At 64.9% G+C, this 23,744-nt stretch carries 19 protein-coding genes, 1 tRNA gene and 1 pseudogene; 13 read left to right on the forward strand and 8 right to left on the reverse strand.

Annotated elements, in window-relative coordinates; genetic code table 11:
- Positions 1-9: 9 nt before the first annotated feature.
- The 4 genes from AC1MCA_RS17695 to AC1MCA_RS17710 are packed head-to-tail and all read left to right on the forward strand — an operon-like array spanning position 10 to position 3,140.
- A complete protein-coding gene (locus AC1MCA_RS17695) occupies positions 10-666 on the forward strand; it encodes an MBL fold metallo-hydrolase (protein ID WP_479799636.1) in 657 nt (218 codons plus the stop codon).
- A 4-nt stretch (positions 667-670) separates the two neighbouring features.
- Positions 671-1,561 (forward strand): sulfurtransferase, encoded by an 891-nt coding sequence (locus AC1MCA_RS17700; RefSeq protein ID WP_479799637.1) that lies wholly within the window; start codon positions 671-673, stop codon positions 1,559-1,561.
- Positions 1,558-2,715 (forward strand): NAD(P)-dependent alcohol dehydrogenase, encoded by a 1,158-nt coding sequence (locus tag AC1MCA_RS17705; RefSeq protein ID WP_479799638.1) that lies wholly within the window; start codon positions 1,558-1,560, stop codon positions 2,713-2,715. Before AC1MCA_RS17700 ends, AC1MCA_RS17705 begins: the two co-directional genes overlap by 4 nt.
- A complete protein-coding gene (locus tag AC1MCA_RS17710; RefSeq protein ID WP_108600121.1) occupies positions 2,712-3,140 on the forward strand; it encodes an HIT family protein in 429 nt (142 codons plus the stop codon). Before AC1MCA_RS17705 ends, AC1MCA_RS17710 begins: the two co-directional genes overlap by 4 nt.
- 32 nt (positions 3,141-3,172) lie before the next feature.
- Here AC1MCA_RS17710 and hrpA read toward each other — a convergent pair whose 3' ends face one another.
- Positions 3,173-7,123 carry an ATP-dependent RNA helicase HrpA gene (hrpA, locus tag AC1MCA_RS17715; protein ID WP_479799639.1) on the reverse strand — a complete coding sequence of 1,317 codons (3,951 nt, stop codon included), beginning with the start codon at positions 7,121-7,123 and terminating at the stop codon, positions 3,173-3,175.
- A gap of 193 nt (positions 7,124-7,316) precedes the next feature.
- Positions 7,317-7,484: a hypothetical protein gene (locus AC1MCA_RS17720; RefSeq protein ID WP_181365279.1), complete on the reverse strand. Its 168-nt coding sequence runs from the start codon at positions 7,482-7,484 to the stop codon at positions 7,317-7,319.
- 81 nt (positions 7,485-7,565) lie between these two features.
- Between AC1MCA_RS17720 and AC1MCA_RS17725 the strand changes: the two genes are divergently transcribed.
- On the forward strand, positions 7,566-8,534 hold the full coding sequence (locus AC1MCA_RS17725) for a GlxA family transcriptional regulator (protein ID WP_479799640.1): 969 nt from the start codon (positions 7,566-7,568) through the stop codon (positions 8,532-8,534).
- Between the two features lie 64 nt (positions 8,535-8,598).
- Here the strand turns inward: AC1MCA_RS17725 and AC1MCA_RS17730 are convergent, their stop codons facing one another.
- Entirely contained in the window at positions 8,599-8,922 is a 324-nt protein-coding gene (locus tag AC1MCA_RS17730; protein ID WP_108600636.1) for a protealysin inhibitor emfourin, read from the reverse strand.
- Between the two features lie 59 nt (positions 8,923-8,981).
- Positions 8,982-10,040, reverse strand: a complete 1,059-nt coding sequence (locus AC1MCA_RS17735) for a M4 family metallopeptidase (RefSeq protein ID WP_479799641.1) — start codon at positions 10,038-10,040, stop codon at positions 8,982-8,984.
- Between the two features lie 328 nt (positions 10,041-10,368).
- Between AC1MCA_RS17735 and AC1MCA_RS17740 the strand changes: the two are divergent.
- The 3 genes and pseudogenes from AC1MCA_RS17740 (at position 10,369) to AC1MCA_RS17750 (ending at position 13,711) form a co-directional block, all read left to right on the forward strand.
- Positions 10,369-11,896: pseudogene (locus AC1MCA_RS17740) on the forward strand (HNH endonuclease signature motif containing protein).
- 205 nt (positions 11,897-12,101) lie between these two features.
- Positions 12,102-12,746, forward strand: coding sequence for a DUF6318 family protein (locus AC1MCA_RS17745; RefSeq protein WP_479799642.1), 645 nt, complete (start codon positions 12,102-12,104; stop codon positions 12,744-12,746).
- Positions 12,747-12,793: 47 nt separating this feature from the next.
- The gene (locus AC1MCA_RS17750; RefSeq protein WP_479803445.1) at positions 12,794-13,711 is read left to right on the forward strand and encodes a hypothetical protein; all 918 of its coding nucleotides are present in this window, start codon (positions 12,794-12,796) and stop codon (positions 13,709-13,711) included.
- Positions 13,712-13,783: 72 nt separating this feature from the next.
- Here the strand turns inward: AC1MCA_RS17750 and AC1MCA_RS17755 are convergent.
- The 4 genes from AC1MCA_RS17755 to AC1MCA_RS17770 form a co-directional block, all read right to left on the reverse strand.
- Positions 13,784-13,856, reverse strand: a tRNA-Arg gene (locus tag AC1MCA_RS17755).
- Between the two features lie 77 nt (positions 13,857-13,933).
- Positions 13,934-15,478, reverse strand: a complete 1,545-nt coding sequence (locus AC1MCA_RS17760) for a ferredoxin--NADP reductase (protein WP_479799643.1) — start codon at positions 15,476-15,478, stop codon at positions 13,934-13,936.
- Entirely contained in the window at positions 15,475-16,347 is an 873-nt protein-coding gene (locus tag AC1MCA_RS17765; protein ID WP_479799644.1) for an FAD:protein FMN transferase, read from the reverse strand. The genes AC1MCA_RS17760 and AC1MCA_RS17765 overlap by 4 nt, the downstream gene beginning before the upstream one ends.
- A gap of 3 nt (positions 16,348-16,350) precedes the next feature.
- Positions 16,351-16,824 carry an FMN-binding protein gene (locus tag AC1MCA_RS17770; protein ID WP_479799645.1) on the reverse strand — a complete coding sequence of 158 codons (474 nt, stop codon included), beginning with the start codon at positions 16,822-16,824 and terminating at the stop codon, positions 16,351-16,353.
- 147 nt (positions 16,825-16,971) lie between these two features.
- Here AC1MCA_RS17770 and argS point away from each other — a divergent pair, with 147 nt between their 5' ends.
- From argS to thrB, 5 genes are read left to right on the forward strand one after another with little or no spacing between them, the layout of a single operon-like run.
- Positions 16,972-18,621 carry an arginine--tRNA ligase gene (argS, locus tag AC1MCA_RS17775; protein WP_479799646.1) on the forward strand — a complete coding sequence of 550 codons (1,650 nt, stop codon included), beginning with the start codon at positions 16,972-16,974 and terminating at the stop codon, positions 18,619-18,621.
- 5 nt (positions 18,622-18,626) lie between these two features.
- Positions 18,627-20,120, forward strand: a complete 1,494-nt coding sequence (lysA, locus tag AC1MCA_RS17780; RefSeq protein ID WP_479799647.1) for a diaminopimelate decarboxylase — start codon at positions 18,627-18,629, stop codon at positions 20,118-20,120.
- Positions 20,121-21,437: a homoserine dehydrogenase gene (locus AC1MCA_RS17785; RefSeq protein WP_479799648.1), complete on the forward strand. Its 1,317-nt coding sequence runs from the start codon at positions 20,121-20,123 to the stop codon at positions 21,435-21,437.
- On the forward strand, positions 21,438-22,544 hold the full coding sequence (gene thrC / locus AC1MCA_RS17790) for a threonine synthase (RefSeq protein WP_108598768.1): 1,107 nt from the start codon (positions 21,438-21,440) through the stop codon (positions 22,542-22,544).
- Positions 22,545-22,546: 2 nt separating this feature from the next.
- A complete protein-coding gene (gene thrB, locus AC1MCA_RS17795) occupies positions 22,547-23,521 on the forward strand; it encodes a homoserine kinase (RefSeq protein WP_479799649.1) in 975 nt (324 codons plus the stop codon).
- Positions 23,522-23,744: the final 223 nt, after the last annotated feature.

Consider the following 23,744-nt stretch of genomic DNA (forward strand, 5'->3'; position numbering starts at 1 on the left):
GCTGGCGCTATGAAGCTGACGAAATACACCCACTCCTGTGTCCGGCTCGAAAAGGATGGCCAGGTGATCGTGCTGGATCCGGGGACCTTCTCGGAAACAAAAGAGGCGCTGGACGGCGCGCACGCCATCCTGGTCACGCACGAACACGGCGATCACGTGGATGTGCCGGCGGTGGTTAATGCCCTCCGCGGCTCCGCGGACCTGGCAGTGTTCGCTCCGGCGGGGGTGGCCAAACACCTGCAGGATGAGGCGCCTCAACAGTCCTCGCGGATCCACACGGTTGAATCGGGATCCACGTTTGAAGCAGCCGGTTTCAGCATCCGCAGCTTCGGCGGCCAGCATGCGCTCATCCACCCGCAGGTCCCCGTGGTGGCCAACATCGGATATCTGGTGGACGAAAATGTCTACCATCCGGGGGATTCCTTCATCGTCCCGGACGGGCTCAGCGTCAAGAACCTCCTGGTTCCGCTCCACGCACCCTGGAGCAAGGTCAGCGAGGTGGTGGACTTCGTGATCGCCGTCCGCGCCCCGCAGGCGTTCCAGATCCACGACGGCCTGCTGAACGGGATGGGCGTCAAGATCGCGGAGTCCCATGTAGCCCGGCTGGGAAAAAAATACGGCACCGAGTACACCCACCTTGCACCGCGGGAATCGGTGGAAGTCTAGAAGCATGACGAGTCCGTTGATTGATGTCCCTGCCCTCCAGGCCCGCCTGGCTGCCGGCCAACGTATTGTTCTGCTCGATGTCCGCTGGGTCCTGGGCGACCCCCACGGCCGGGAGCACTATCTGGCGGGGCACCTCCCGGGGGCAGTGTTCGTGGACCTGGCCACCGAGCTTGCAACACCGGCCGCCCCGTCACACGGCAGGCACCCGCTGCCATCCTTACCGGTCTTCCAGGAAACTGCCAGAGGCTGGGGCATCAATGACGGCGATGCTGTGGTTGCCTATGACGACAGCGGCAACATGGCTGCCGCCCGGCTCTGGTGGATGCTCCGCAACGCGGGGCTTCACGATGTCCACCTGCTCGACGGCGGCCTGGCGGCCTGGCGGGCCGCCGGGCTGGACGTGGAGACCGGGCCCGTGGAGGCCGCCGTCGGCACCGTTACTTTTGATGCTTCCGCTGGGGGCGGGCTGATGCCCAGCATCGACGCAGACGGAGCAGCGGGCTGGGCGGCAACCGGCATCCTCCTCGATGCCCGGGCCGGCGAAAGGTACCGTGGCGAATTCGAACCGGTTGATCCGAGGGCCGGCCACATTCCAGGTGCCGTGAGCGCGCCGACAACCGGGAATGCGGACCGGACCGGACGCTTTCTGCCGGCAGAAGCGCTGCGGCGCAGGTTCGAGGGTCTGGGAATCACCGCGGACGTTTCGGTTGCCGTGTACTGCGGCTCGGGCGTCACAGCCGCACACGAGGTCGCCGCCCTTGAAATCGCAGGTTACCGGGCGGCCCTGTATCCGGGATCCTTCTCGGAATGGTCAAACAATCCCGAACGGCCCGTGGCCACGGGCGTCGGGCCGATTGGCGAAGCCGCGGCCACCGGGGGTAGCGTCGCACTATGACTCCAGGACGTCCGGTACCGCCGCCCCTTGCCCGACCCGTAGTGCCCGCCGGTGTTCCAACTGCTGACGGTGGCACGGGCGCTCTCGCCGCTGCCCTTGGAGCCACCTCCGGTACGAGCGGGCTCGTGCCGCTGACACTGGCACGGCGGACCCCCAAAGAGGACGACGTCGAGATCGCCATTGAATTCTGCGGACTGTGCCACTCGGACGTACACGCAACCCGTGGCGAATGGGGCACCCAGAATTATCCGCTGGTGCCAGGCCACGAAATTGTAGGAACCGTCAGCCGTGTTGGCTCGGCTGTGGACGACTTCTCCCCGGGCGACCGCGTGGGCGTGGGCTGCATGGTGGATTCCTGCCGGGAATGCGAGAGCTGCCTGGACGGTCTGGAACAGTACTGCGAAATCGGCATTACGGGGACATACGGGGCCAAGGATCCCCGCAACGGTGATGCCATCACGCAGGGAGGGTATTCATCCTCCGTGGTGGTCGATCGCCGCTATGTGCTCCGCGTGCCCGCAAATCTTGATCCGGCCGCCGTCGCCCCCTTGCTCTGCGCCGGCATCACCACGTTCTCCCCGCTCCGGCACTTCGATGTGGAGGAAGGCGACGTGGTGGGTGTTGTGGGGCTTGGCGGCCTCGGCCACATGGCCGTCAAGCTCGCCAAGGCCATGGGCGCGCGCGTGCTGGTCTTCACCACATCCGAGGCCAAGGTGCCGGCCGCACTGGAACTTGGCGCCGACGAAGTGATCCTGTCCCGTGACGAGTCCGCAATGGCCGCAGCCAACCGCACCATTGACCTCATCATCGATACCGTGGCCGCACCGCACGATCTCAACCCTTTTTTCCGGACCCTCCGTGTGGACGGTGCGCTCTTCCAGCTGGGACTCCCGTCGGAGGCCATGCCGCCGGTGGACCCCAGGGCCCTGATCCGCCGCCGGATCGCCTACGCCGGATCGCTGATCGGCGGAATCGCCGAGACGCAGGAAATGCTCGACTTCTGCGCCGAACATGATGTGGTTGCCGACATCGAACTGGTGCGGGCAGACCAAGTGAACGACGCCTACGACCGGATGGTGGCCGGCGACGTCAAATACCGCTTTGTGCTGGACACCGGCACGCTGCAGTCCCCGGCCACGGAGGCAAACGCATGAGCACCCTGTTCACCAAGATCATCAACGGCGAGATCCCCGGACGGTTCGTCTGGCGTGAGCCTGACGTTGCAGCCTTCCTGACAACCGGCCCGCTGGCACATGGACACACCCTGGTGGTGCCCACCGAGGAGGTTGACCGCTGGACCGATGCTTCCCCGGAAACGTTGGCGAAGGTCATGGAGGTGGCCCGCCGGATCGGTGCCGTCCAGCTGGACATCTTCCCTGCCGAGCGGGCAGGACTGATTGTGGCCGGCTACGAAATCAACCACATGCATGTCCACGTGTGGCCGTCCAGGAGCATGGCGGACTTCAACTTCGCCTCCGCGGACCAGAACCCCGACCCCGCCGTGCTGGATGCCAACGCAGAGAAGCTCCGCGAGGGGCTCCGGGCCGCCGGCTACGGGGAGTTTGTGCCCGAAAGCTGAACCTTGCACCTGCACGTACGCCTGGCACCCGCCTAAGCCGGCGCGAGCGCCTTGTTGAGCACCGCGCGGATCCGCTTTTCTGACACCGAGTAGGCGGTTCCAAGCTCGACGGCGAAGAGGCTCACCCGGAGCTCCTCGACCATCCAGCGGACCTGGGTCAGCTCGGCACCGACCCGCCGGCCCGGGAGCAGTGCTGAGACGGCGTCGTCGTAGTCGTCCTCCAGGCGTTGTACGGCAGCCATGCTAAGGGCATCCCGCTGGACGTTGCCGGGAAGCTTTTCCAGGCGTTTCTCAATCGCAGCAAGGTAGCGGGGGAGCTGACTCAGCTGCGCATAGCCGGTTTTCGCGACGAAGCCCGGAAACACCAGCTGTTCCAGCTGGCTCTTCACATCATTCAGGGCGCTGATCAGGGCCAGGCTCGTGGTCGCCTTCAGCAGTTTCTCAATGCGCCGCGTGCTGGCAAGGATGCGCTCCACCACGGCAGTGACGCTGAAGACTGTGTCGATCAGCTCAGCGCGCACCCGCTCATAGAGGACATCAAAGGACGGCCTGTCCCACGGGACTTCAGCCGGGGTCAGCTTGTCGATAGCGGCCAAGGCGCAGTCCGCGATCAGGGCGGATACAGAACCGTGCGGGTTCTGGCTGAACGTGAGCTTCTCGGTGTTGTTCAGGTGTTCCAGGACGTACCGGTCCGGGGCCGGGACCCTGAGCGCCAACAGCCTGATCACGCCGCCGCGCATGGATTCCCGCTGTTCGGAGGGTGTCTGGAAGACGCGCAGCGCAACGGACGTTCCTTCATCCACCAGTGCAGGGTATCCCGTCACTGTGTGACCCTTGATGGTGTTGCTGACCTGCCGCTGTACGGCGCCAAAGGTCCACTCGGTCAGGCCGCTCTGCTCGCGGAAGCCGGGGGCCGAGCCGGGTGACATCCCGTTTCCTTGTCCGGTTCCTGCGTCGGTTCCCGCGGGCTCAGCGCCGCCGGACTTCCCCCGTGACTTCGGCCCGGTGGTTCCGGGAGTCGCGCCCAGGGACTCCGCAATGGCACGGCGTGTGGCCGGGGCGAGGCGCTCCTGAAGGGCGGCGAGGTCCTTGCCCTCATCCAGTACTTTCCCCTTGCTGTCCACCACCCTGAAGCTCACCCGCAGATGGGAAGGGACGGCATCCCAGTTCCAGGATCCGGGCGGGATGACCTGACCGCGGATCCGGCGGAGGGCGAGCTCCAATGAGGCTTCCAGATCATCGTTGGCGGGATCGAAGTCCGCCTCCAGGGCAGCCACAGCCTGGCGGGCGACGTCCGGGGCGGGAACAAAATTCTTGCGGATCTGCTTCGGCAGCGACTTGATCAGGGCGGCCACCAGTTCCACACGCTGACCCGGAATCAGCCAGCGGAAAGGGGCATCATCGAGCTGGTTCAGGAAGAGCACTGGCACTTCGGCAGTGACGCCGTCGGACGGATTGGGCGGTGAGCCGGGCGCCACCGGGTGGAACTCGTAGGTCAGCGGCAGCTCGAAGCCCTTATGCAGCCAGGTTTTCGGGTAGGCGGACTCGTCCAGGTCATCGGCGCCGTCACTGAGCAGGAGTGACTTGTCGTAGTCAAGGAGGTCGGGATTTTTCTGCCGGGCCTCTTTCCACCACTTGTCGAAGTGGCGTTCGGACACCACCTCGGGGCCGAGCCTGGCATCGTAGAACTCAAAGAGGGTTTCGTCGTCCACCAGCAGGCCGCGCCGGCGCATGCGGGCTTCGAGTTCCTCCACCTCCAGGAGGAGGGCGCGGTTCCGGTGGAAGAACTTGTGGTGGGTCTTCCAGTCGCCTTCCACCAGGGCGTGCCGGATGAACAGCTCGCGGGCCAGGACCGGATCCACGCGGCTGTAGTTGATCCGGCGCTGGGGAATGATGGGCACGCCGTAGAGGGTGACTTTTTCGTACGCCATCACGGCGCCCATTTTGGTGGACCAGTGCGGTTCGCTGTAGCTGCGCTTGACGAGGTCCGGCGCCACCTGCTCAGCCCAGACCGGATCGAACTTTGCGGCGACCCTCGCCCAGAGGCGGCTGGTCTCCACGAGCTCCGCTGCCATCACAAACGTTGGGGACTTCTTGAACAGCGCCGAGCCGGGGAAGATCGCGAAGCGGCTGCCGCGCGCGCCCGCGTACTCACGCTTGCGTTCGTCGAGGATGCCGATGTGGCTCAGCAGCCCTGACAGCAGGCTGATGTGGATTCCCTCGTGATTGCCCACCGGGTCGGCGAGGCGTTTGTTGTCCAGGCTGATGCCGAGCGGCCGGGCGAGCTGCCGGAGCTGGGCAAAGAGGTCCTGCCATTCGCGTACCCGGAGGTAGTTGATGAACTCGGTCCGGCAGAGCCTGCGGAACTGGGTGGAGGAGAGCTCCTGCTGCTTCTCCTGGATGTAGTTCCAGAGGTTAAGGAAGCCGGTGAAGTCGGAATTTTCGTCCCGGAACCGCGCGTGCTTCTCGGCAGCGAGCTGCTGCTTGTCGGTGGGGCGCTCGCGGGGGTCCTGGATGGTCAGTGCTGCGGCCAGGATCATGACTTCGCGGACACAGCCGCGTTTGCCGGCTTCCACAATCATCCGGCCGAGCCGGGGATCGACCGGCAGCTGCGCAAGCTTTTGCCCGACGGCGGTCAGCCCGCCGCTCTTTGCGTCACCGGGCCGGGTGGCATTCAAGGCGCCGAGCTCCCGAAGGAGCGTCACGCCGTCGTTGATTGCCCGCGAGTCCGGCGGTTCAACGAACGGGAAGTTCTCCACGTCCTTCGGGCCGCGGGCCACCCCCATGGCCGTCATCTGCAGGATGACGGCAGCCAGGTTGGTGCGCAGGATCTCGGGGTCGGTGAACGGGGGACGGGACTCGAAGTCCTCTTCCGAATACAGCCGGATGGCGATGCCGTCCGACACGCGGCCGCAGCGGCCCGAGCGCTGGTTCGCGGAGGCCTGCGAAACGCGCTCGATCGGAAGGCGCTGTACCTTGGTGCGGTGCGAGTAGCGCGAGATGCGGGCCGTGCCGGTGTCGATGACGTACTTGATGCCGGGGACGGTCAGTGACGTCTCAGCCACGTTGGTGGCCAGCACGATCCGGCGTTTGTTGCCCGGGTGGAAGACCTTGTGCTGTTCCTGCAGGCTGAGCCTGGCAAAGAGCGGCAGGACTTCGGTGCCTGCGAGCCGGCGGTTGGACTGGATCCTCGCGTTGAGCGCCTCAGCGGCGTCGCGGATCTCGCGCTCGCCGGAGAAGAAGATGAGGATGTCGCCCGGCGCCTCAGCGGCGAGTTCGTCGACGGCGTCGCACACGGCGTCCAGGGGATCGCGGTCCTCCTCGAGTTCGTCGTCGGAGGCTGCGTCGTCGTCGCCCGCTGCCCCGCCGGCTGGCTGCGACAGCGGCCGGTACCGGATTTCCACCGGGAAGGTCCGGCCCGAGACCTCAATGATGGGGGAGGGGTCCTCGTCCGTGCCGAAGTGCTTGGCGAAACGCTGCGGATCGATGGTGGCCGAGGTGATGATGATCTTCAGGTCCGGCCGCTGCGGCAGGATGCGTTTGAGGTAGCCCAGGATGAAGTCGATGTTGAGGCTTCGTTCGTGGGCCTCATCGATGATGATCGCGTTGTACTTGCGGAGCAGTTTGTCCCGCTGGATCTCTGCCAGCAGGATGCCGTCCGTCATCAGCTTGACCTTGGTGGCGCGGCTGACCTCGCCGGTGAACCGCACCTGGAAGCCGACTTCCTGGCCGATCTCCACGCCCATCTCCTCGGCAATGCGTTCGGCCACCGTGCGGGCCGCGAGGCGGCGTGGCTGGGTGTGCCCGATCAGGCCGTTATCGCCGAGGCCAAGCTCGAGGCACATCTTGGGGATCTGGGTGGTCTTGCCGGAGCCCGTTTCGCCGGCGATGATGGTCACCTGGTTGGCGGCGATGGCAGCCATCAGGTCCTCGCGGCGCTCGGAAACGGGCAGCTCAGCAGGATAGGAGATATGAAATGTCATGGCTGCTGCCAGTCTACTGGGGTGGCGCTTGTTTCCCGCCCTCGCCATGCTTCTCCGGTTGACCGGAGCGCCGTCCGGCCAGTCGTTTACCTTGCAGTCCAGTGGTTCAGAAGCACGAGCAAAGGACCCGGCTCTTGTGAGCCGGGTCCTTTGCTGCTGGAGAGATGAAGGTGGGTTTTGGGCTGGCTACGGTTCAGAAGACCCGGAGCGTGTGGCTGGTGCTGGGCAGGTCCAGGGCGGACCAGGCCTGGTGGGAGGCGACAGGTGGATTGTGTCCGAGGCCGTCGCGCAGGAGCGCTGAAACGGTGGCTGCCAGGACCAGGAGGAGCAGTACAACGAGGATGATTCCGAAGATTTCCATGACTCAATCGTGCTCCGCCGGCGCCCTCCAAAACAGTGGCAGAAATGCCCAAAAAGAGTAAATTTCTGCCATAATGGAAGCATGCTTAAGACAGTAGCTGTGATTGTTGTTCCCAACTTTGCGGTCTTCGAGTTCGGCACCGCCTGCGAGGTGTTCGGCCTCGACAGATCAGACCGCGGCAGCGGTGTCCCAGCCTTCCACTTCCGTGTCTGCACCGCTGAGCCCGGGGATGTGCCGATGAAATCCGGCCTCTCCATGCACGTCAGCCTGGGCCTTGAAGCCACCCACGATGCCGACCTCGTGATCATGGCACCCTACGGGCATGACCAGGACGTTCCCGAATCCGTGATGGACGCACTGCGCGCCGCTGACGCCCGCGGAGCATGGGTGATGTCCATCTGCTCCGGAGCTTTCGCACTGGCCCGCGCCGGCATTCTGAACGGCAGGCGATGCACCACGCACTGGCGCTACTCCCAGGAGCTTGCCAGCCGGTACCAGGAAGTACTGATGGACGAAAACGTGCTGTACGTCCAGGACGGCAACCTGATCACGAGTGCCGGGACCGCTGCCGGGATTGATGCCTGCCTCCACCTGGTGAGGATCGAGTTGGGGGCGCACGTTGCCGCCGCCATAGCCCGTGACATGGTGGTTCCGCCACACCGCGACGGTGGCCAGGCGCAGTTCATCGACCGGCCAATGCCCACCTGCGGATCGGCTCCCATGGAGGCATTGCTGCGATGGATGGTGCAGAACCTTGACCGCGAACACACCGTTAGTGATCTGGCCTCCAGGGTGCACATGTCAGACCGGACCTTTGCCCGCCGCTTCCGGTCCGAAACCGGGGCGACGCCAGCGGCTTGGCTGAACTCCCAGCGAGTGCTCAGGGCGCAGGAGCTGTTGGAATCCACCGACCTCAACATCGATGAGGTTGCCCGGGAATCCGGCTTCGGGCATCCCGTCTTGCTGCGCCACCACTTCGCCAAGGTCCTGGACACCAGTCCGCAGTCCTACCGCCGTGCGTTCCGCGGTCAGCTCACCGCTGTGGGCTGACCACTGACGGACCGTCTGCGCTCTGGCTCTTACGGGCCAGTGCATGGCAGCAGGGTTTGGCTTTTTAGAGGCGTGTTTGCCCGGCTCCGTGCGGGGAGTCTTCGGCAGCCTGGCGCGCGCTGTCCACCAGGACCCGCCAGGGGCCGGTGACGGCCTGCTCCGGCAGGGCGGCGCGGCGCTGTCCTGCCCTGATGGAATAGATGAACCGGTCCGGCTGTGGGGAGGCGGTTTCAGCCGACGCCGCCCGGATTGTCCTGGGCACGGCATCCCAGGGGCAAGCTTCGACGATCGGCTGCCACTGGCTTTTTGCGCTCTCCGTCACGGCGTTCACTGTCCACACCCGTGTCAGCGCGGCGAGGCCGCCGGTGCGCTCCACACTGATTTTCATGGCCTGGTTCCTGGTCTTCCTGCAGCTTGGCCGCCGCTGGGCGGACGGCCAAGCGCTGGTTAGAGCTTTACCTTCACAGTTTCCCACGCCTTCCGGACTGCGTCATGCTCGGCGGAACCTGAACCATAGAGATCGACGGCGGACTCCGTCGTCGCTTTGGCGAACACCCGGAAGGTGGCGGTCGCAGGGAGCGATCCACCCGTGAGGGTGTCGTACCAAATCCGCCCGGGAGCCTCCCACGCGTTGCCGCCCAGCGATTCAGCAGTGAGGTAGAAAGCCCGGTTGGGGATGCCGGAGTTAATATGGACACCGCCGTTGTCCGCGCTGGTCCGCACGTACGAGTCCATCGAGTCGGGCTGGGGATCCTTGCCCAGCACGTCGTCGTCGTAAGCGGTGCCGGGCGCCTTGAGCGAACGGAGGGCCTTGCCTTCCACCTGAGGCGTGAAGAGTCCCTCGCCGACGAGCCAGCTTGCCTCGGCAGTGGTCTGGTTCTTCACGTACTGCTCTACGAGCGCCCCGAACACGTCCGACATCGATTCGTTGATTGCCCCTGCCTGGTTCCGGTACGCGAGGCCCGCGGAATACTGGGTGACACCGTGGGCCAACTCGTGGCCGATGACGCTGAGAGAAAGGGTGAAGCGCTGGAAAATTTCGCCATCGCCGTCCCCGAACACCATCTGCCGGCCGTCCCAGAAGGCGTTGTCGTAAAGCTTGCCGAAATGCACCGTGGCATCGAGCGGGAGACCCCCGCCGTCGATGGAATTCCGGCCGAAGACGTCGGCGTACAGACGGTGGGTGTGGCCGAGACCGTCATAGGCTTCGTCTGCGGAGACGTCGCCGGTAGCCGGGTCGCCTTCCTTCCGCACGAGTTTGCCGGGCAGAATCTCTGATCCGGCGGCGTCGAAAACGCTTCGGTTAGGCGGGCCGGGTTTCGCGTCGCGCAGTCCCTGCGGAACCGCCGGCGCGGGCTGGGTCCTGGCGGACAGGACCGACCTCACATGGCTCAGCGCTTCCTTTGCCGCGCGGGCGGCGGCAGAGAACTGCGGTGCGTCCTGTCGGGCCAAACGCCGCAGCAGGTACGGCGGAATGATGGAACAAAATGTGGCTGAAGTGTGCATGGCCTACCCCCTGAAGTTGGTATCAACAGCCTATGAGGGGCCACCGACAATCCAGGGCAGGCCCCCGCGGTGGGTCGATCTCCCGCCCGCTGGCGTTGGCTTCACAGGCGTTCGACGCCATGGAAGGGGACTCGTCGACGCAGCTGGAATGGGACTGTACGACGGCGGCGCGTTGCCACAGTTGGGCCGCCTCCTATTCCACCGGATGGTGCCATTCGTCGCCAACAGGGTGCTCGCCTCTTGCCTGCAGTGTCGGGTTGCGGCCGGGTGGACTCAGCTTGAGAATCCCGTCCCCTTAAATGTCGGTGGCCCCTGAGAAGGTAGAGGCATGGGAAGAGCAGCGGCAATTAAGGCGGCGGAGGCGGCTTGTGCCTCAGCGGCTGAGCTCCTGGCTGCTGTTAAGGGCGGCACTGACTCTGGGGAATTGACTGGCCTAAGTGCTGATGGGGATCCGTTGCGCCGGGAGGCTGATGGCTGGCTGGACACGCTGGCCCTGACTACTCGGATCAATGCGCAGATCGCCGCCGTCACCGTCCACGCAGCGGCGGGCTACGCAGGCACGGCCCAGGCTCTGGCGGCTACTGATATGTCTGACCGGGCCCACGAGATGGCGGTCGTGGCGGAGGTCGCGTGTGCCCTGACGGTCGGTGAACGGACCGCCGGGGCCCTGCTGGCCGAGTCCCACACTCTGACGACGGCGCTGCCGTTGACCCTGTCCGCGCTGATGGCCGGGGTGATTTCGTGGCAGCATGCCCGGGTGATGGTGGATGAGACCAGCAACCTTGACCCTGCGGCCGCGGGGGCGTTGGAGGGGCACTTCCTGGACCCTGACGCACCCAACCCGGCCCGCGGCCCGGTCGGGGAACTGGTCGCGTCCCGGTTCCGGCATAAGGCCCGGACATGGCGGGAACGGCACCACCCGGTCAGCATCGACAAACGCCACACCCGGTCCGTGGCGGACCGTCGGCTCGAATACCGCCCGGACCGGGACGGCATGGCCTGGCTCTCGGCGTACCTGCCCGCGGACCAGGCCGCCGGGATCTGGAACCGCACCACGGCCGCGGCCCGGGCTCTGCACGGCCCGGACGAGGACCGCACCCTGACCCAGATGCGCGCCGACACCACCGCCGCCCTGCTCCTCGAAGGCACAGGTGAGATTGCCGGCCAACCCGGGTGGGGGCGGAACCATTAGTGGGGGCAAGGGCGGAAGTGCCCTGGGGCGGGTCCCGGTACCGCGGGCGCAGGTCCTGGTCACCGTGCCCGTCATGTCCCTCCTCGGCGCCACCGATGAACCGGCAATGCTGGACGGGTACGGTCCGATCCCGATCACCATGGCACGCAGGCTCATCGCCGACGGCGCCACCTCCTTCCACCGGGTCCTGATCGACCCCCGGGACGGTGCACCGCTGGAGATCGGCCGGACCAGCTACCCGGTCACCAAAGCCCAACGCCAATGGCTCAGACTCCGGGACGGCAAGTGCCCGTTTCCCGGTTGCAGCAACGCCTCCCTGGACAACGAAGCGGACCACCTCCTCGCCTGGGCGCGCGGCGGAACCACCGGGATCAGCAACCTCGCCCAGCCGTGCCCGAAGCATCACAAGCTCAGGCACACCACAGGCTGGACACCAGAACAAGCCAGCAAAAACCACCCACCGGGCTGGATCTCACCCACCGGCAGACACTACGCCAGCGAACAACCCGACTGGGAACCACCACAACTACCCAGCCCGCTAGCGGTGGAGTGTTTGAGTGCGGAGTATGCGTTGCTCGGCCGGCTTAAGGACACCTTTAACAACGCGGGGTCAAGCATGGTCGATTGGTTCTGGCTGGAGACAAACAGCCGGACTTCGCCGTAGTCCGCTTCACGTCCTTACTTTTCGCTGCCCAAATCTTTCCGAGGTATGGGTGGTCGGCATGTGACTTTCTCTAAGCATTTCGGGGTGGTAGAACCGTGGGCGGGTAGCTGTGGATAACTTTGATCACCCAATTGTCGCTTGGGCTACCCTTGAGTCATTGTCCGGAGCCAGGCGTCTTGAAAAACTATCGGGGGATTAGCTGCCCATGACATCGCACCAACTCACTTCGTCCTGGCGCATCCGAGCGGGCAGTGTTGCCCTTGTCGTCGCAGCAACCGTCGCGCTTTCGGGCTGCAATTCCGGTGCGGATCCTAACCCAGCTGCCACGGGAACACCCTCCGCCGCTGAGTCCATCTCGCCGACCCCAACCCCAACGCCAACCGCAACCTACAAACCCGCAGACGCGACAGGCCGTGCCCAAAATGTCCCGGTTCCTGTGATGCCCGAAGTGGCGAAGACAGAGACGAAAGAGGGGCTGGAAGCATTCGTGGCGCACTGGTTCCAACTTCTGGGCTATGCATACGAGACAGGCGACCCGAAGCCCATGGAAGCCATATCGGACCCGAGCTGTACTTTTTGTGGAGGGCTGAGCGACAACATCTCCGCAGCATGGAGTGATGACAAATGGATAGTTGGCGGACAGATCCAAACCCCGGTTGTCACCGCGAAGATGTTGCCAGGAGAGGCCGCGCAGGCGACGGTGCAAGTAGTGCAGAAGTCCGTTGCGATCCACAACCCCGATGGAAGCCTGTATCAGGAGCCAACCAAGGACACGAACGCCGGAAGCCAGGCAACGGCAACGTTCGGTGAGTCAGGGTGGGTCTTAGCCGACCTAGGGCTGATCCGATAGCAATGCGAGCGACTTGCCGGAGCTTTGGTCTTCTTGCTTTGTTTTTTGTGGGACTGCTTTGCTTCCCCGGTCTTGCCTACGCTGATGACCAGCCCAAACCACAACCGCCGCCCAAGCCGCCCATCGCCATCGGTTTTGTTGACGCAGGTTTGGCTGTCAACGCCGATGAGTGGACAGCGGACGCAGATTCTGGCGAGATTATTCGAATTCCGCCCGGCCATGTTCCAACAGACCCCAACGACTACAAGTACGAACTTCAATGCCACCTTGGCGGCGGCGATTTCGATTCAGCCTGCCTGGGAGATCAAATTGAGTGCACTAGCGGTCCGGCCGGCAATGAGGAAGGTATCCCGGTAATTTGGCTATCTAAGCCGAGAGGCGTCCCGGGCGCCGTATGGGTTATCCATTCCGGTCCGACATGTCTTTACGATGCCAAGCCCGAAGACCTGCTGCCCCGGATCGCCGCGGACATCCAGCGGCAGTTCGAAAGCCTGCCGGTCAATGCAGGCACGGTCGTAGCCCAACCGAGCCCACACACGCTTCGCGGCGCTGAGACCAACTTCTACGCGGACGCCGCTGAGCAGCAGTTCGACGTCACAATGTTCGGCCAGAAAGTGCACGTAGTGGCCACGCCGGTGCAGTACGCCTGGAATTACGGCGACGGAACGGTGCTAGGGCCTCAGGCGTCCATGGGAGGACCCTTGCCGCAGGACCGTTGGGGCGAGAAGACCAGGACGAGTCACGTGTACACGGCTACGGGAGACTTCCAAGTGGTGCTGACAACGTCTTTCCAAGGTACCTATTCCGTCAACAGCGGGCCGCCTTTGCCCATCCCGGGCCAGGGGCAGTTCAGTGCCCCGCCGCAGACCATCAGCGTGTGGCGCTCCATCACGCGCAATTATGCGGACGACTGCAACCAGAATCCCCAGGGCCAGGGCTGTCCAGGAGCGATTCCAGTCCCGTAGAACAGCGTTCCCCCAAGGAAAAAGGCAAAACGAAACCCCCACCGCGAGAACATGCAGTGGGGGTTTCTTTTGTGCCCTCGATAGGATTCGAACCTACGACCTTCTGCTCCGGAGGCAGACGCTCTATCCCCTGAGCTACGAGGGCAATCCAGGGATCCTGCCGTTTCCAGCGGGACGTCCTAGAGCTTAGCAGGAAGGTGGCCCGCAATGGAAAACGCCCACTCAGTAGCCCGCAAACGAGTCCACGTGCACACGCCGCGCACCGGCATTTTTGGCGGCGCGCCGCAGCGAAGCGACACTTGCAGGCGATCCGGAGACGTACACCGCGCGATCGGCGATGTCAGGTACCAGAGCCCGGAGCGACGCCCCGTCCAGCGGACCAGCCGCAGCGCCGGCATCGGTGATGAACGGCGGGGGAGCCGAGCCGTCTGCCATCCGGGCCAGAATGCGCGCGCCTGAGGACTCCAGTTCGCTCACGTAGGCGATTTCTTCGGCATTACGGGCCAGGAGCAGGAGCACCACGTCCCGTTCCCTGGCAGCACCCGCAGCGAGGTGGGCAAGGAACGGGGTAACTCCGATGCCGGCCGCGATGAGGAGGACAGGTTCCTTAGGGTCCCGCGGCAGGACGAAGTCGCCTCCCACCGACGTAGCCGCCACTTCATCACCCGGCTTCAGCTCCAGCAGAACCCTCTTGGCAGCGGAAACAGGCTCCGCCGTCCGAATGCCAAATTTCACAGTGCCCGAGTCCGGGGAACTGGTCAGGCTGAACACCCGGCGTCGGCCTTTACCATCCGACTTGGCATGCGGCAGGTCCAGTTCCATGTACTGCCCCGGGAGGAACCGGACCGGCCGGGACGGCTCGAAGACGAACTCCGTGGTGCTGGGCGTCAAAGCCCGTGACCCGGCAAACCGAAGCCGCAGTGCTCCGCGCTGTCCCACCAGGAATGCCAGCAGATTTCCCAGGAGCAGCGCCAGCTCAGGCGAGTTGGCAATGAAGCCGAAGTTGTATGGGACAGCAAACACCACGCCCACAATGGCGGCCAGCGCGAGCTGCTGCCAGCGGCGGGGCGGCAGCGTCAGCGGCTCGGTCAGCATAAAACCGACAAAGAAGAGCAAAGGCCGCTGCGCCAGGGCCTGCCAGAGCGCACCACCGAAGGAAAGACCGGCCTGCAACAGTTCCGCCGTGATGACGGCCAAGGCAACCACCAGGAACACCGCCGCCATGAGGAACTTCCGCGTCCGGTACAGCACCAGCAGGATGCCAGGTACCAGCAGCCACAACATGGCCGGTGTTGCCGCCCACCATGTGGCGATGTTCAGCCCCGTCAGGCCGGTCACAAACGCACCGGCGGCCGCGGGGTTGAAGATGTGCCGGCCGCGCCAGGCCAGGGCGTACTTGGAGGCGGACGCCAGCACGCAGGCCAGGGCCACGCCCGCCATATCCATCGGCGCAAAGGTGGGCCAGAACAGGAAATACAGGAGCAGGCCCGTAATCAGCGAAGACTCAGAATGCGGACGCACGTGAAACAGCGCCGCGAGACCGCGGTTGGACAGGTAGGTCAAGCCCAGGCACAGCACCAGGTGCACCAGCATCTGGGGGATACCGAACGTCAGCCAGCCGAGGGCATTAAGCAGGAGACTGTAAGCGGCGAGCGCCGCCAGCACCAGCAGAATGAGCCGGTACATGGTGTGGCGGCCCAGCAAGGTATCCAGCCGGCCCGCGGGTGAAACGGCGGCGCCTGCTTTGGGGGCATCAACAGGGCTCATGTGAACAGTGTCCCTTCAAAGCCGGATGAATGGGCAGCGCTTCCATCAGAAAATACGGTCAGCCAGGAGAAGTCGAAGGACCGCTCCAGCTCGGCGCCCGGGGCAAAGAACAACGCCGTGGCCAGCGCATCAGCAACCATGGTGCTCGAGGCCATCGTCCACGTCGCGACGGCGGTGCTGACGGGGCGTCCGGTGGTGCCGTCGAGCACGTGGTGCAGGCCGTCGCCCCACGCCCGGCGGTTTGAGGCTGACGCGCATAATGCTCCGCCGGCCAATGAAACGGTCCCGATTGCCTTGGCCGGATCGTAGGGATGTTCCAGCGCCACCTGCAGGGGGTCCGGGCCGCGGTGCAGGATGTCGCCGCTGGCATCAATGATGAAGGAAGCCATGCCGCTGGAACGCAGCTCGGCCGCCAGGAGGTCCACCAGCTGGCCTTTTCCGGCTGCGCCGATGTCAAGGACAACCGGCGCCGTGGTGGTGAGCACAGTGCCGTCCCAGTCCAGGGCATCGTCCCAGCGCGGTGCCGGCACCGCAGCGCCCGTCGGGGACAGGGAGTAGGTTGTGTCGTACCCCAGCTGCTCCAGGCTGCTGCCGATCAATGGAGTCATGGCACCCCCAGTGATGTCGTAAAGCGACCGGTACAGGCGCCCGAGCGGCGCCGCCTCGCCAGGCAACATGTAGCGCCCGGGCTGCCGGGCCATGGCACTTACCGTCGAGTCCGGCCTGAACCGGGACCACTCGGCGTCGTACTTCTCCACCGCGGCAAGCAGGCGCGAATGCAACATGCCGTCAAGCGGCCGGGGCGTGGAGATTTCCCAACGGGTACCGATGCCGTCGAATGTGAAGTCTGCCCACTCCCCGTGCGGCACGGCCTACTTGGCCTCCGCTTTGATCGTCTCAAGCGCCTTGTTGAAGCCGCCGCTGGTCAGCGACGATCCGGCCACCTTGGACACGTTCAGCTCGTCCACACTCTTGCCCACGATCTGCGCCGCGATGCCGCCGGCGAACTCGCCCTGGAACTTTTTGGTGTTCGGATTGGACGGATGCTGGGTGATGTTCACAGCAGTGACGGTCCCTGAAGCCAGCGTCAATTCCACCCCGACAGTTTCCGTGCCGTTGGGGGAGACGTAGGTCCCGTCGGCGCTGTACGTGCCGTCCTGGTAGACGGAACCGCTGCTGGCCAGCGATGACGCCGTGCCTGAAGGTGAGGTGGTGGACGGGGTTTCGGGTGAGTTAGTGCCGGTGGCCGGGGTGCTCTGGGCGGACGGCGCGCAGCCAGCCACCGTCCCGGCGAGGGAAAGGCCGGCGATACCGGCGAAAACACTCTTGCGGACTGACGGTCTCATAAAGGGTCTCGTTTCGTGGGCTGGGTGCTTACGGTGTACTCAACGTCGGATTCAGCGTAATGGTTCACTCTGTGATTACGCCGTGTGCGCGCAGTGACGGCCGACGCTCAAATTCGTCCACGTCCCAGCCGCCGGTAGGCTAGAGGAGTGACTCCCGAAGAACTCTCCCTCGCCATATCCACCTGCCTGAAAGACGCTGTCGCCGCTGGCGAAATTGCCCTTTCCGCATCAGCCGTCCCTGATGATGTGCGCGTGGAGCGACCGAAGAACCGGGAGCACGGCGACTGGGCTACCAACATCGCCCTCCAGTTGGCCAAGCAGGCCGGTACCAATCCCCGTGAATTTGCCACGGTGCTGAGCACCCGGCTGAAGTCGATCGACGGCGTGTCCGCGGTGGATATCGCCGGCCCCGGGTTCCTTAACATCACCGTGGATGCCGGTGCTGCCGGCGCCCTCGCCAAGGCCATCGTCGAAGCGGGCGCGCAGTACGGCACGAACGCGGCGCTCGCCGGACACACCGTGAACATGGAGTTCGTCTCAGCCAACCCCACCGGACCGCTGCACATCGGGCACACCCGCTGGGCAGCCCTGGGCGACGCCATCGCCCGGGTGCTGCGTGCTTCCGGCGCTGAAGTCACCGCCGAGTACTACATCAACGACGCCGGCACGCAGATGAACGTTTTCGCGCAGTCGGTCTATAACCGGCTCCACGGCCTTCCCGTCCCGGACGGCGGCTACCCCGGCCAGTACATCGCGGACCTGGGCCATGAGGTGCTGACTGCGCACCCGGACATCCGCGAACTGACCGAAGTGGCGGCCATTCCGGTCATCCGCTCCGCGGCCTACGAAGCCCAGATGAAGGACATCCGAGCGACGCTCGCCGATTTCGGCGTCGATTTCGATGTGTTCTTCTCCGAGCAGGAACTGCACGACGCCGGCGCTATTGAAAGTGCCGTCGCGCGCCTCCGCGAACAGGGCCACGTGTTCGACGACGGCGGTGCGGTCTGGCTGCGGACCACCGACTTCGGTGATGACAAAGACCGGGTCATGATCCGGGCGAACGGCGAGCCCACCTACTTCGCTGCCGACGCTGCCTACTACCTGTCGAAGAAGGACCGCGGCTACACCGAGAAGATCTACCTGCTCGGCGCGGACCACCACGGCTACATCAACCGGCTCAAAGCCATTGCTGCCGCCGCAGGGGATGATCCCGAGGTCAACATCGAGGTGCTGATCGGCCAGCTGGTTTCGGTCAACGGCGCCAAGCTGTCCAAGCGTGCCGGTAACATCATCGAACTCAAGGACCTCATCGACTGGCTGGGCAAGGATGCGGTGCGTTACTCCCTGGCCCGTTTCCCGGCCGACTCGCCGCTGACCCTTGATCCGGACCTGCTGAAGAAGCACAGCAACGAGAACCCGGTCTTCTATGTCCAGTACGCCCACGCGCGGACCCGCGGTGCGGCCCGGAATGCCGTTGCCGCCGGCGTAGACCGCAGCGCCTTTGAGGCGTCCCTGCTGGACCATGCCACCGAGAACGAGCTGCTGTCCTATCTGGGCAGCTACCCCTCGATCGTGGCAAAGGCCGCTGAACTGCGCGAGCCGCACCGGGTGGCCCGCCACCTTGAAGTCATTGCAGGTGCGTACCACCGCTGGTACGACGCCTGCCGCATCGCTCCCATGGGTGACGAGACGGTGACTGACGTCAACCGCACCCGCCTGTGGCTTAACGACGCCACCAGCCAGGTGCTGGCCAACGGCCTGGACCTGCTTGGCGTTTCCGCGCCGGAACGGATGTGATCCCCATGTCAGAACAGCCCTCGGCTTCCGCGGGTCACGAGTCGCCGTTGGCACCTGAGTGGCTTGCCGTTCCTGCCGATCTGAACGCCCTGCACCAGCCGCTGTGGGCCCAGGACGTTGACCGGAACGTCGACGGCGAACTCGCCATCGACGGTATCCCGGTCAGCGAGCTGCAACGGCAGTACGGAACGCCGTTGTTCGTGATGAGCGAGAACGATTTCCGGGCCCGCGCCCGTGCATTCAGCGACGCGTTCAACAACGCGTTCGCCGACATCTGCGGCGGAGTGGACGTCTACTACGCCGGCAAATCGTTCCTCTGCACCGCCGTGGTGCGGTGGGTGGAGGAAGAAGGCCTGCGGCTGGACACGGCCTCCGGCGGGGAACTCGCCGTCGCTGCCCGGGCCGGGATCCCCGGCGCGGACGTTGCCCTGCACGGCAACAACAAGTCCGACGGCGAAATCCACCGCGCCCTCGACATGAAACTTGGCCGGATCGTGGTGGACAGCCTCGACGAACTCGAACGCGTCGCCAAGATTGCCGAAGGCCGTGGCGAAACCGCCAAGGTGATGCTGCGCCTGACCCCCGGTGTGCACGCGCACACCCACGAGTTCATCGCCACCGCCCACGAGGACCAGAAGTTCGGCCTGTCCATGGCGGGGGATACCACCGAAGAGGCCGGCCTCTCGGCCGCCGAGGAGGCAGTGGCCGCAGCCACCGCCTATTCCAGCATCGAACTGCTGGGACTCCACTGCCACATCGGGTCCCAGATTTTCGAACCTGACGGTTTTGCCCTGGCCGCCCGGAAGCTCCTTCGTTTCCTAGCTGCCATGCAGGAAAAGTACTCCATTGTGCTTCCCGAGCTGGATCTGGGCGGCGGCTACGGCATTGCCTATACTCCCGTGGACACACCCCGCCCCGCAGCCGACATCGCGCAGGCGATGGCCGCCGTCGTGCGTTCCACCTGCGCCGAGCTGGGCATCACCTCTCCCCGGATCTCCATCGAACCCGGCCGCGCCATTGTGGGCAGCGCCGCGTTCACGCTGTATGAGGTGGGCACCCTGAAGACCGTCCGCGTTGACGCGCCCGGCGCAGAAAAAAGCGGAACGGACGGAAGCGGTGAAAATAACGTTACGTATCCCCGCCGCTATGTGTCGGTGGACGGCGGCATGAGCGACAACGCCCGCCCGGTGCTGTACGACGCCGATTATTCGGCGATTCTCGCCTCCCGCACCTCGCCCGCGGCCCCGCAACTGTCCCGCGTAGTGGGCAAACATTGCGAGAGCGGCGACATAGTTGTTAGAGATGTATATCTGCCCGAGGACGTGGCAGCCGGTGATCTGCTTGCTGTACCGGGTACCGGCGCCTACTGCTGGGCCCTGTCGAGTAACTACAACTATCTGGCCCGGCCGGGCGTTGTCGCGGTGCGCGACGGATCTTCCCGGCTGATTGTCCGCGGGGAAACCGAAGAAGATCTGCTCAACCGCGACATGGGAGTCTGAATGACTGAATTGCGAACCCTGAAAGTAGCCCTCCTGGGCTGTGGCAACGTTGGGGCCCAGGTTGCGCGGATTCTCATTGAGGACGCCGACGCCCTGGCCGCCCGTACCGGTGCCACACTGCAGCTCAGCGGCATCGCCGTGCGCAATGTGAATGCCAAGCGCGATGTGGACCTGCCGCAGGAACTTTTCACCACCGACGCCGACACCCTGGTTAAGGATGCCGATCTGGTGATCGAGCTGATGGGTGGCATTGAACCGGCCCGCACGCTGATCCTGTCAGCACTGAGCAACGGCGCCTGCGTGGTCACCGGCAACAAAGCACTGCTGGCCCAGGACGGCCCCACCCTCTACGAAGCTGCCGACAAGGCCGGCGTCCAGCTGTCCTACGAAGCTGCCGTGGCCGGGGCCATCCCCATCCTGCGCCCCATCCGCGACAGCCTGTCCGGCGACCGGATTACGCGCGTGCTGGGCATTGTCAACGGCACCACCAACTTCATCCTTGACCAGATGGATTCAACAGGCGCCCAGTTCGCTGACGCCCTCGCCGAGGCCCAGCGCCTCGGCTACGCGGAAGCGGACCCCACCGCCGACGTCGAAGGCCACGACGCTGCCGCCAAAGCTGCCATTCTGGCCACGCTGTCCTTCCACACGCGGTTCGCTCTGGAGAATGTCCACTGCGAAGGCATCACCAACGTCAGTGCAGCAGATATCGCCGCCGCCAAGGACGCAGGTTTCGTCATCAAGCTGCTGGCCATCGCCGAAAAGCTGACGGATGCCGACGGCGGCGAAGGCATTTCCGTGCGCGTTCACCCGACGCTGCTTCCCCGCGAGCACCCGCTTGCTGCTGTCCGCGGAGCGTTCAACGCGGTGTTCATCGAGGCGGAAAACGCAGGGGAACTGATGTTCTACGGCCAGGGCGCCGGTGGCACCCCGACGGCGTCTGCCGTGCTGGGTGACCTCGTTTCGGCGGCCCGCCGCCTGGTACTGGGCGGACCTCAGCGCACCGAAACCACCACGGGCCACGTCCCTGCCCTGCCCATCGAAGCGGCAACCACCAGCTACTACATCGGGCTCGACGTCGCCGACCAGCCCGGTGTGCTGGCCCGGATCGCGCAGCTCTTCGCGGAACACGGTGTGTCCATCGAAATCATGCGGCAGACCATTCACAAGGACGCAGAGTCCAACGTGGAATCAGCCGAACTGCGGATCGTCACGCACCGCGCGTCAGAGGCTGCCCTCGCGGCCACCGTCGAGGCCGTCAAGGGCCTGGACGTCATCAATTCAGTTACATCCGTTCTGCGGGTAGAAGGAGTCTAAGTGGCTCACCAATGGCGCGGCGTTATCCGCGAATACGCTGACCGACTGCCCGTCACGGAATCCACCAGGGTCATCACGCTGGGCGAGGGCGGAACTCCGCTGGTCCACGCGCAGAAGCTTTCTGAACTCACCGGGTCAACCGTCTACCTCAAGGTGGAAGGGATGAACCCCACCGGGTCCTTCAAGGACCGCGGCATGACCATGGCCATGACCGCGGCCGTCGCCTCCGGCGCGAAGGCCGTTGTCTGCGCGTCCACCGGCAACACTTCGGCCTCGGCCGCTGCCTACGCCACCGCGGCAGGCCTGAAGTGTGCAGTGCTGGTCCCGGAGGGCAAGATTTCCATGGGCAAGCTCAGCCAGGCAATCGCCCACGGCGCAACCCTGCTGCAGGTGGACGGCAACTTCGACAACTGCCTGGACATTGCACGGAAGCTGGGGGAGTCCTACCCGGTGTTCCTGGTGAACTCCGTCAACCCCGCCCGTATCCAGGGCCAGAAGACCGGCGCCTTCGAGATCGTGGACGCGCTGGGTGACGCACCGGACATCCACGTGCTTCCTGTCGGGAACGCCGGAAACATCACCGCGTACTGGAAGGGCTACAAGGAGTACTCGGCCCCGTTCGAGTCCGAAACTGCCGGGACACTGCCTGCAGTATCCACCAAAACCCCGCAGATGTGGGGCTTCCAGGCCGCAGGTGCGGCACCGTTTGTGGCGGGCCACCCGATCACGGAGCCGGACACCATCGCCACGGCCATCCGGATCGGCAACCCCGCCTCCTGGGACGGCGCCATCGCAGCCCGCGACGAGTCCGGCGGCTTCATCGACGCGGTAACCGACGAGCAGATCCTCGACGCCCACCGCTGGCTGTCCGCCCGCGAAGGCGTTTTTGTTGAACCGGGCTCCGCGGCAGGTGTGGCGGGGCTCCTCAAGAAGCACGCCGCCGGCGAGGTTCCGTCGGGAAAGACCATCGTCATCACCGTTACCGGCCACGGACTCAAGGACCCCCAGTGGGCCCTGCGCACCGAGGACGGCAGCGAGGTGCAGCCCGTGAAGGTTTCCAACGACGTTGTCACGGTCGCCGCTGAACTGGGACTGGAAGAAAAGTAGCCTTGAAAACCACCTCGCCCACCGCCGTCGACATGCCCGTCATCGAGGCAGGACAGCGCGTCACCGTCAGGGTTCCGGCCACCAGCGCCAACCTCGGCCCGGGATACGACAGCCTGGGCCTGGCCCTGGCGTTGCACGACACCCTGACGGTGGAGAGCCTCGAGACCGACGAACTGGTGTTCGAGCTCAGCGGCGAGGGGGCGGACACCCTTCCCCGGGATGCCAGCCACCTGGTGGTCCGGGCTATGGAAGCGGCCTTTGTTCGGCTCGGCTACAAGCACGGCGGGCTCAGGATCACAGCACAGAACGTCAACCCCCACGGCCGGGGCCTTGGATCCTCGGCGTCGGCCGTGGTGGCCGCTGTTTCCGCAGCGAACGCCCTTGTGCCGGAGGCAAAGCAGCGTGGGCGTGACTGGATCCTTCAGCTGACCAGCGAAATGGAAGGCCATCCGGACAACGTCGCCCCGGCGATTTTCGGCGGACTGGCGCTGTCGTGGCAGGACAGTGACCGGTACAGCAGCACGTGTGCCACGGTGGCAGCTTCGGTGATCCCCATCGTCGCCGTTCCCGATTTCGAACTGTCCACTGAGGCCGCCCGCGCCCTGCTGCCCGCATCTGTGGGGCATCACGCAGCCGCGATGAACTCCGGCCGCGCTGCCTTGCTCATCCACGCGCTGACGCAAAAGCCGGAATTCCTGCTGGCCGGTACCGAGGATTACCTGCACCAGAGCTACCGGGCCGAGGCAATGCGTCCCAGTGCGGCCCTGATCCGGGCGCTGCGCAGCGCGGGCCACGCCGCAGTAGTTTCCGGGGCCGGGCCCACTGTGCTGGTACTGGCCAACGGTGAAGCCGAAGCCGCCGAAGTGCTCTCGTTCATAGAGTCGTTTACCTCGGCCAACACGCCGGGTATCGGCTGGCGGGTCCTGAAGCTGGCAGTGGACGTTGAAGGTGCTAAGGTGGACATGCACCGGCGGTAATTCCGCCTATCTGACCTGTTATTGCACTCAGTTGCTTTCGGTCTCCTACTGCGCAATATTTTCGGTGCCACCTGCTTGGTCTGTCGCAGGAATCTGCAGCAAGAAGTGTCTGCCCCTGAACCGTCAGTCCAGCGTTCCGTCATTAATCGGCGCGTATGGTGAATCAGTATCCGGCCCTGCTGGCCGAAATCCAACCGGCAAGGCCGAAAATCCCGGCTGCAAA

It is taken from the genome of Arthrobacter sp. BK1 (assembly GCF_056680055.1).

Excerpts from the sequence above, each read along its gene's own strand:
- AC1MCA_RS17770 (WP_479799645.1), bottom strand. The coding sequence starts at position 16,824 with ATGAGACCGTCAGTCCGCAAGAGTGTTTTCGCCGGTATCGCCGGCCTT.
- AC1MCA_RS17700 (WP_479799637.1), top strand. The coding sequence starts at position 671 with ATGACGAGTCCGTTGATTGATGTCCCTGCCCTCCAGGCCCGCCTGGCT.
- lysA (WP_479799647.1), top strand. The coding sequence starts at position 18,627 with ATGTCAGAACAGCCCTCGGCTTCCGCGGGTCACGAGTCGCCGTTGGCA.
- AC1MCA_RS17720 (WP_181365279.1), bottom strand. The coding sequence starts at position 7,484 with ATGGAAATCTTCGGAATCATCCTCGTTGTACTGCTCCTCCTGGTCCTG.
- AC1MCA_RS17745 (WP_479799642.1), top strand. The coding sequence starts at position 12,102 with ATGACATCGCACCAACTCACTTCGTCCTGGCGCATCCGAGCGGGCAGT.
- AC1MCA_RS17730 (WP_108600636.1), bottom strand. The coding sequence starts at position 8,922 with ATGAAAATCAGTGTGGAGCGCACCGGCGGCCTCGCCGCGCTGACACGG.
- AC1MCA_RS17785 (WP_479799648.1), top strand. The coding sequence starts at position 20,121 with ATGACTGAATTGCGAACCCTGAAAGTAGCCCTCCTGGGCTGTGGCAAC.
- hrpA (WP_479799639.1), bottom strand. The coding sequence starts at position 7,123 with ATGACATTTCATATCTCCTATCCTGCTGAGCTGCCCGTTTCCGAGCGC.
- AC1MCA_RS17725 (WP_479799640.1), top strand. The coding sequence starts at position 7,566 with ATGCTTAAGACAGTAGCTGTGATTGTTGTTCCCAACTTTGCGGTCTTC.
- AC1MCA_RS17710 (WP_108600121.1), top strand. The coding sequence starts at position 2,712 with ATGAGCACCCTGTTCACCAAGATCATCAACGGCGAGATCCCCGGACGG.
- AC1MCA_RS17760 (WP_479799643.1), bottom strand. The coding sequence starts at position 15,478 with ATGAGCCCTGTTGATGCCCCCAAAGCAGGCGCCGCCGTTTCACCCGCG.
- AC1MCA_RS17695 (WP_479799636.1), top strand. The coding sequence starts at position 10 with ATGAAGCTGACGAAATACACCCACTCCTGTGTCCGGCTCGAAAAGGAT.
- AC1MCA_RS17735 (WP_479799641.1), bottom strand. The coding sequence starts at position 10,040 with ATGCACACTTCAGCCACATTTTGTTCCATCATTCCGCCGTACCTGCTG.
- AC1MCA_RS17705 (WP_479799638.1), top strand. The coding sequence starts at position 1,558 with ATGACTCCAGGACGTCCGGTACCGCCGCCCCTTGCCCGACCCGTAGTG.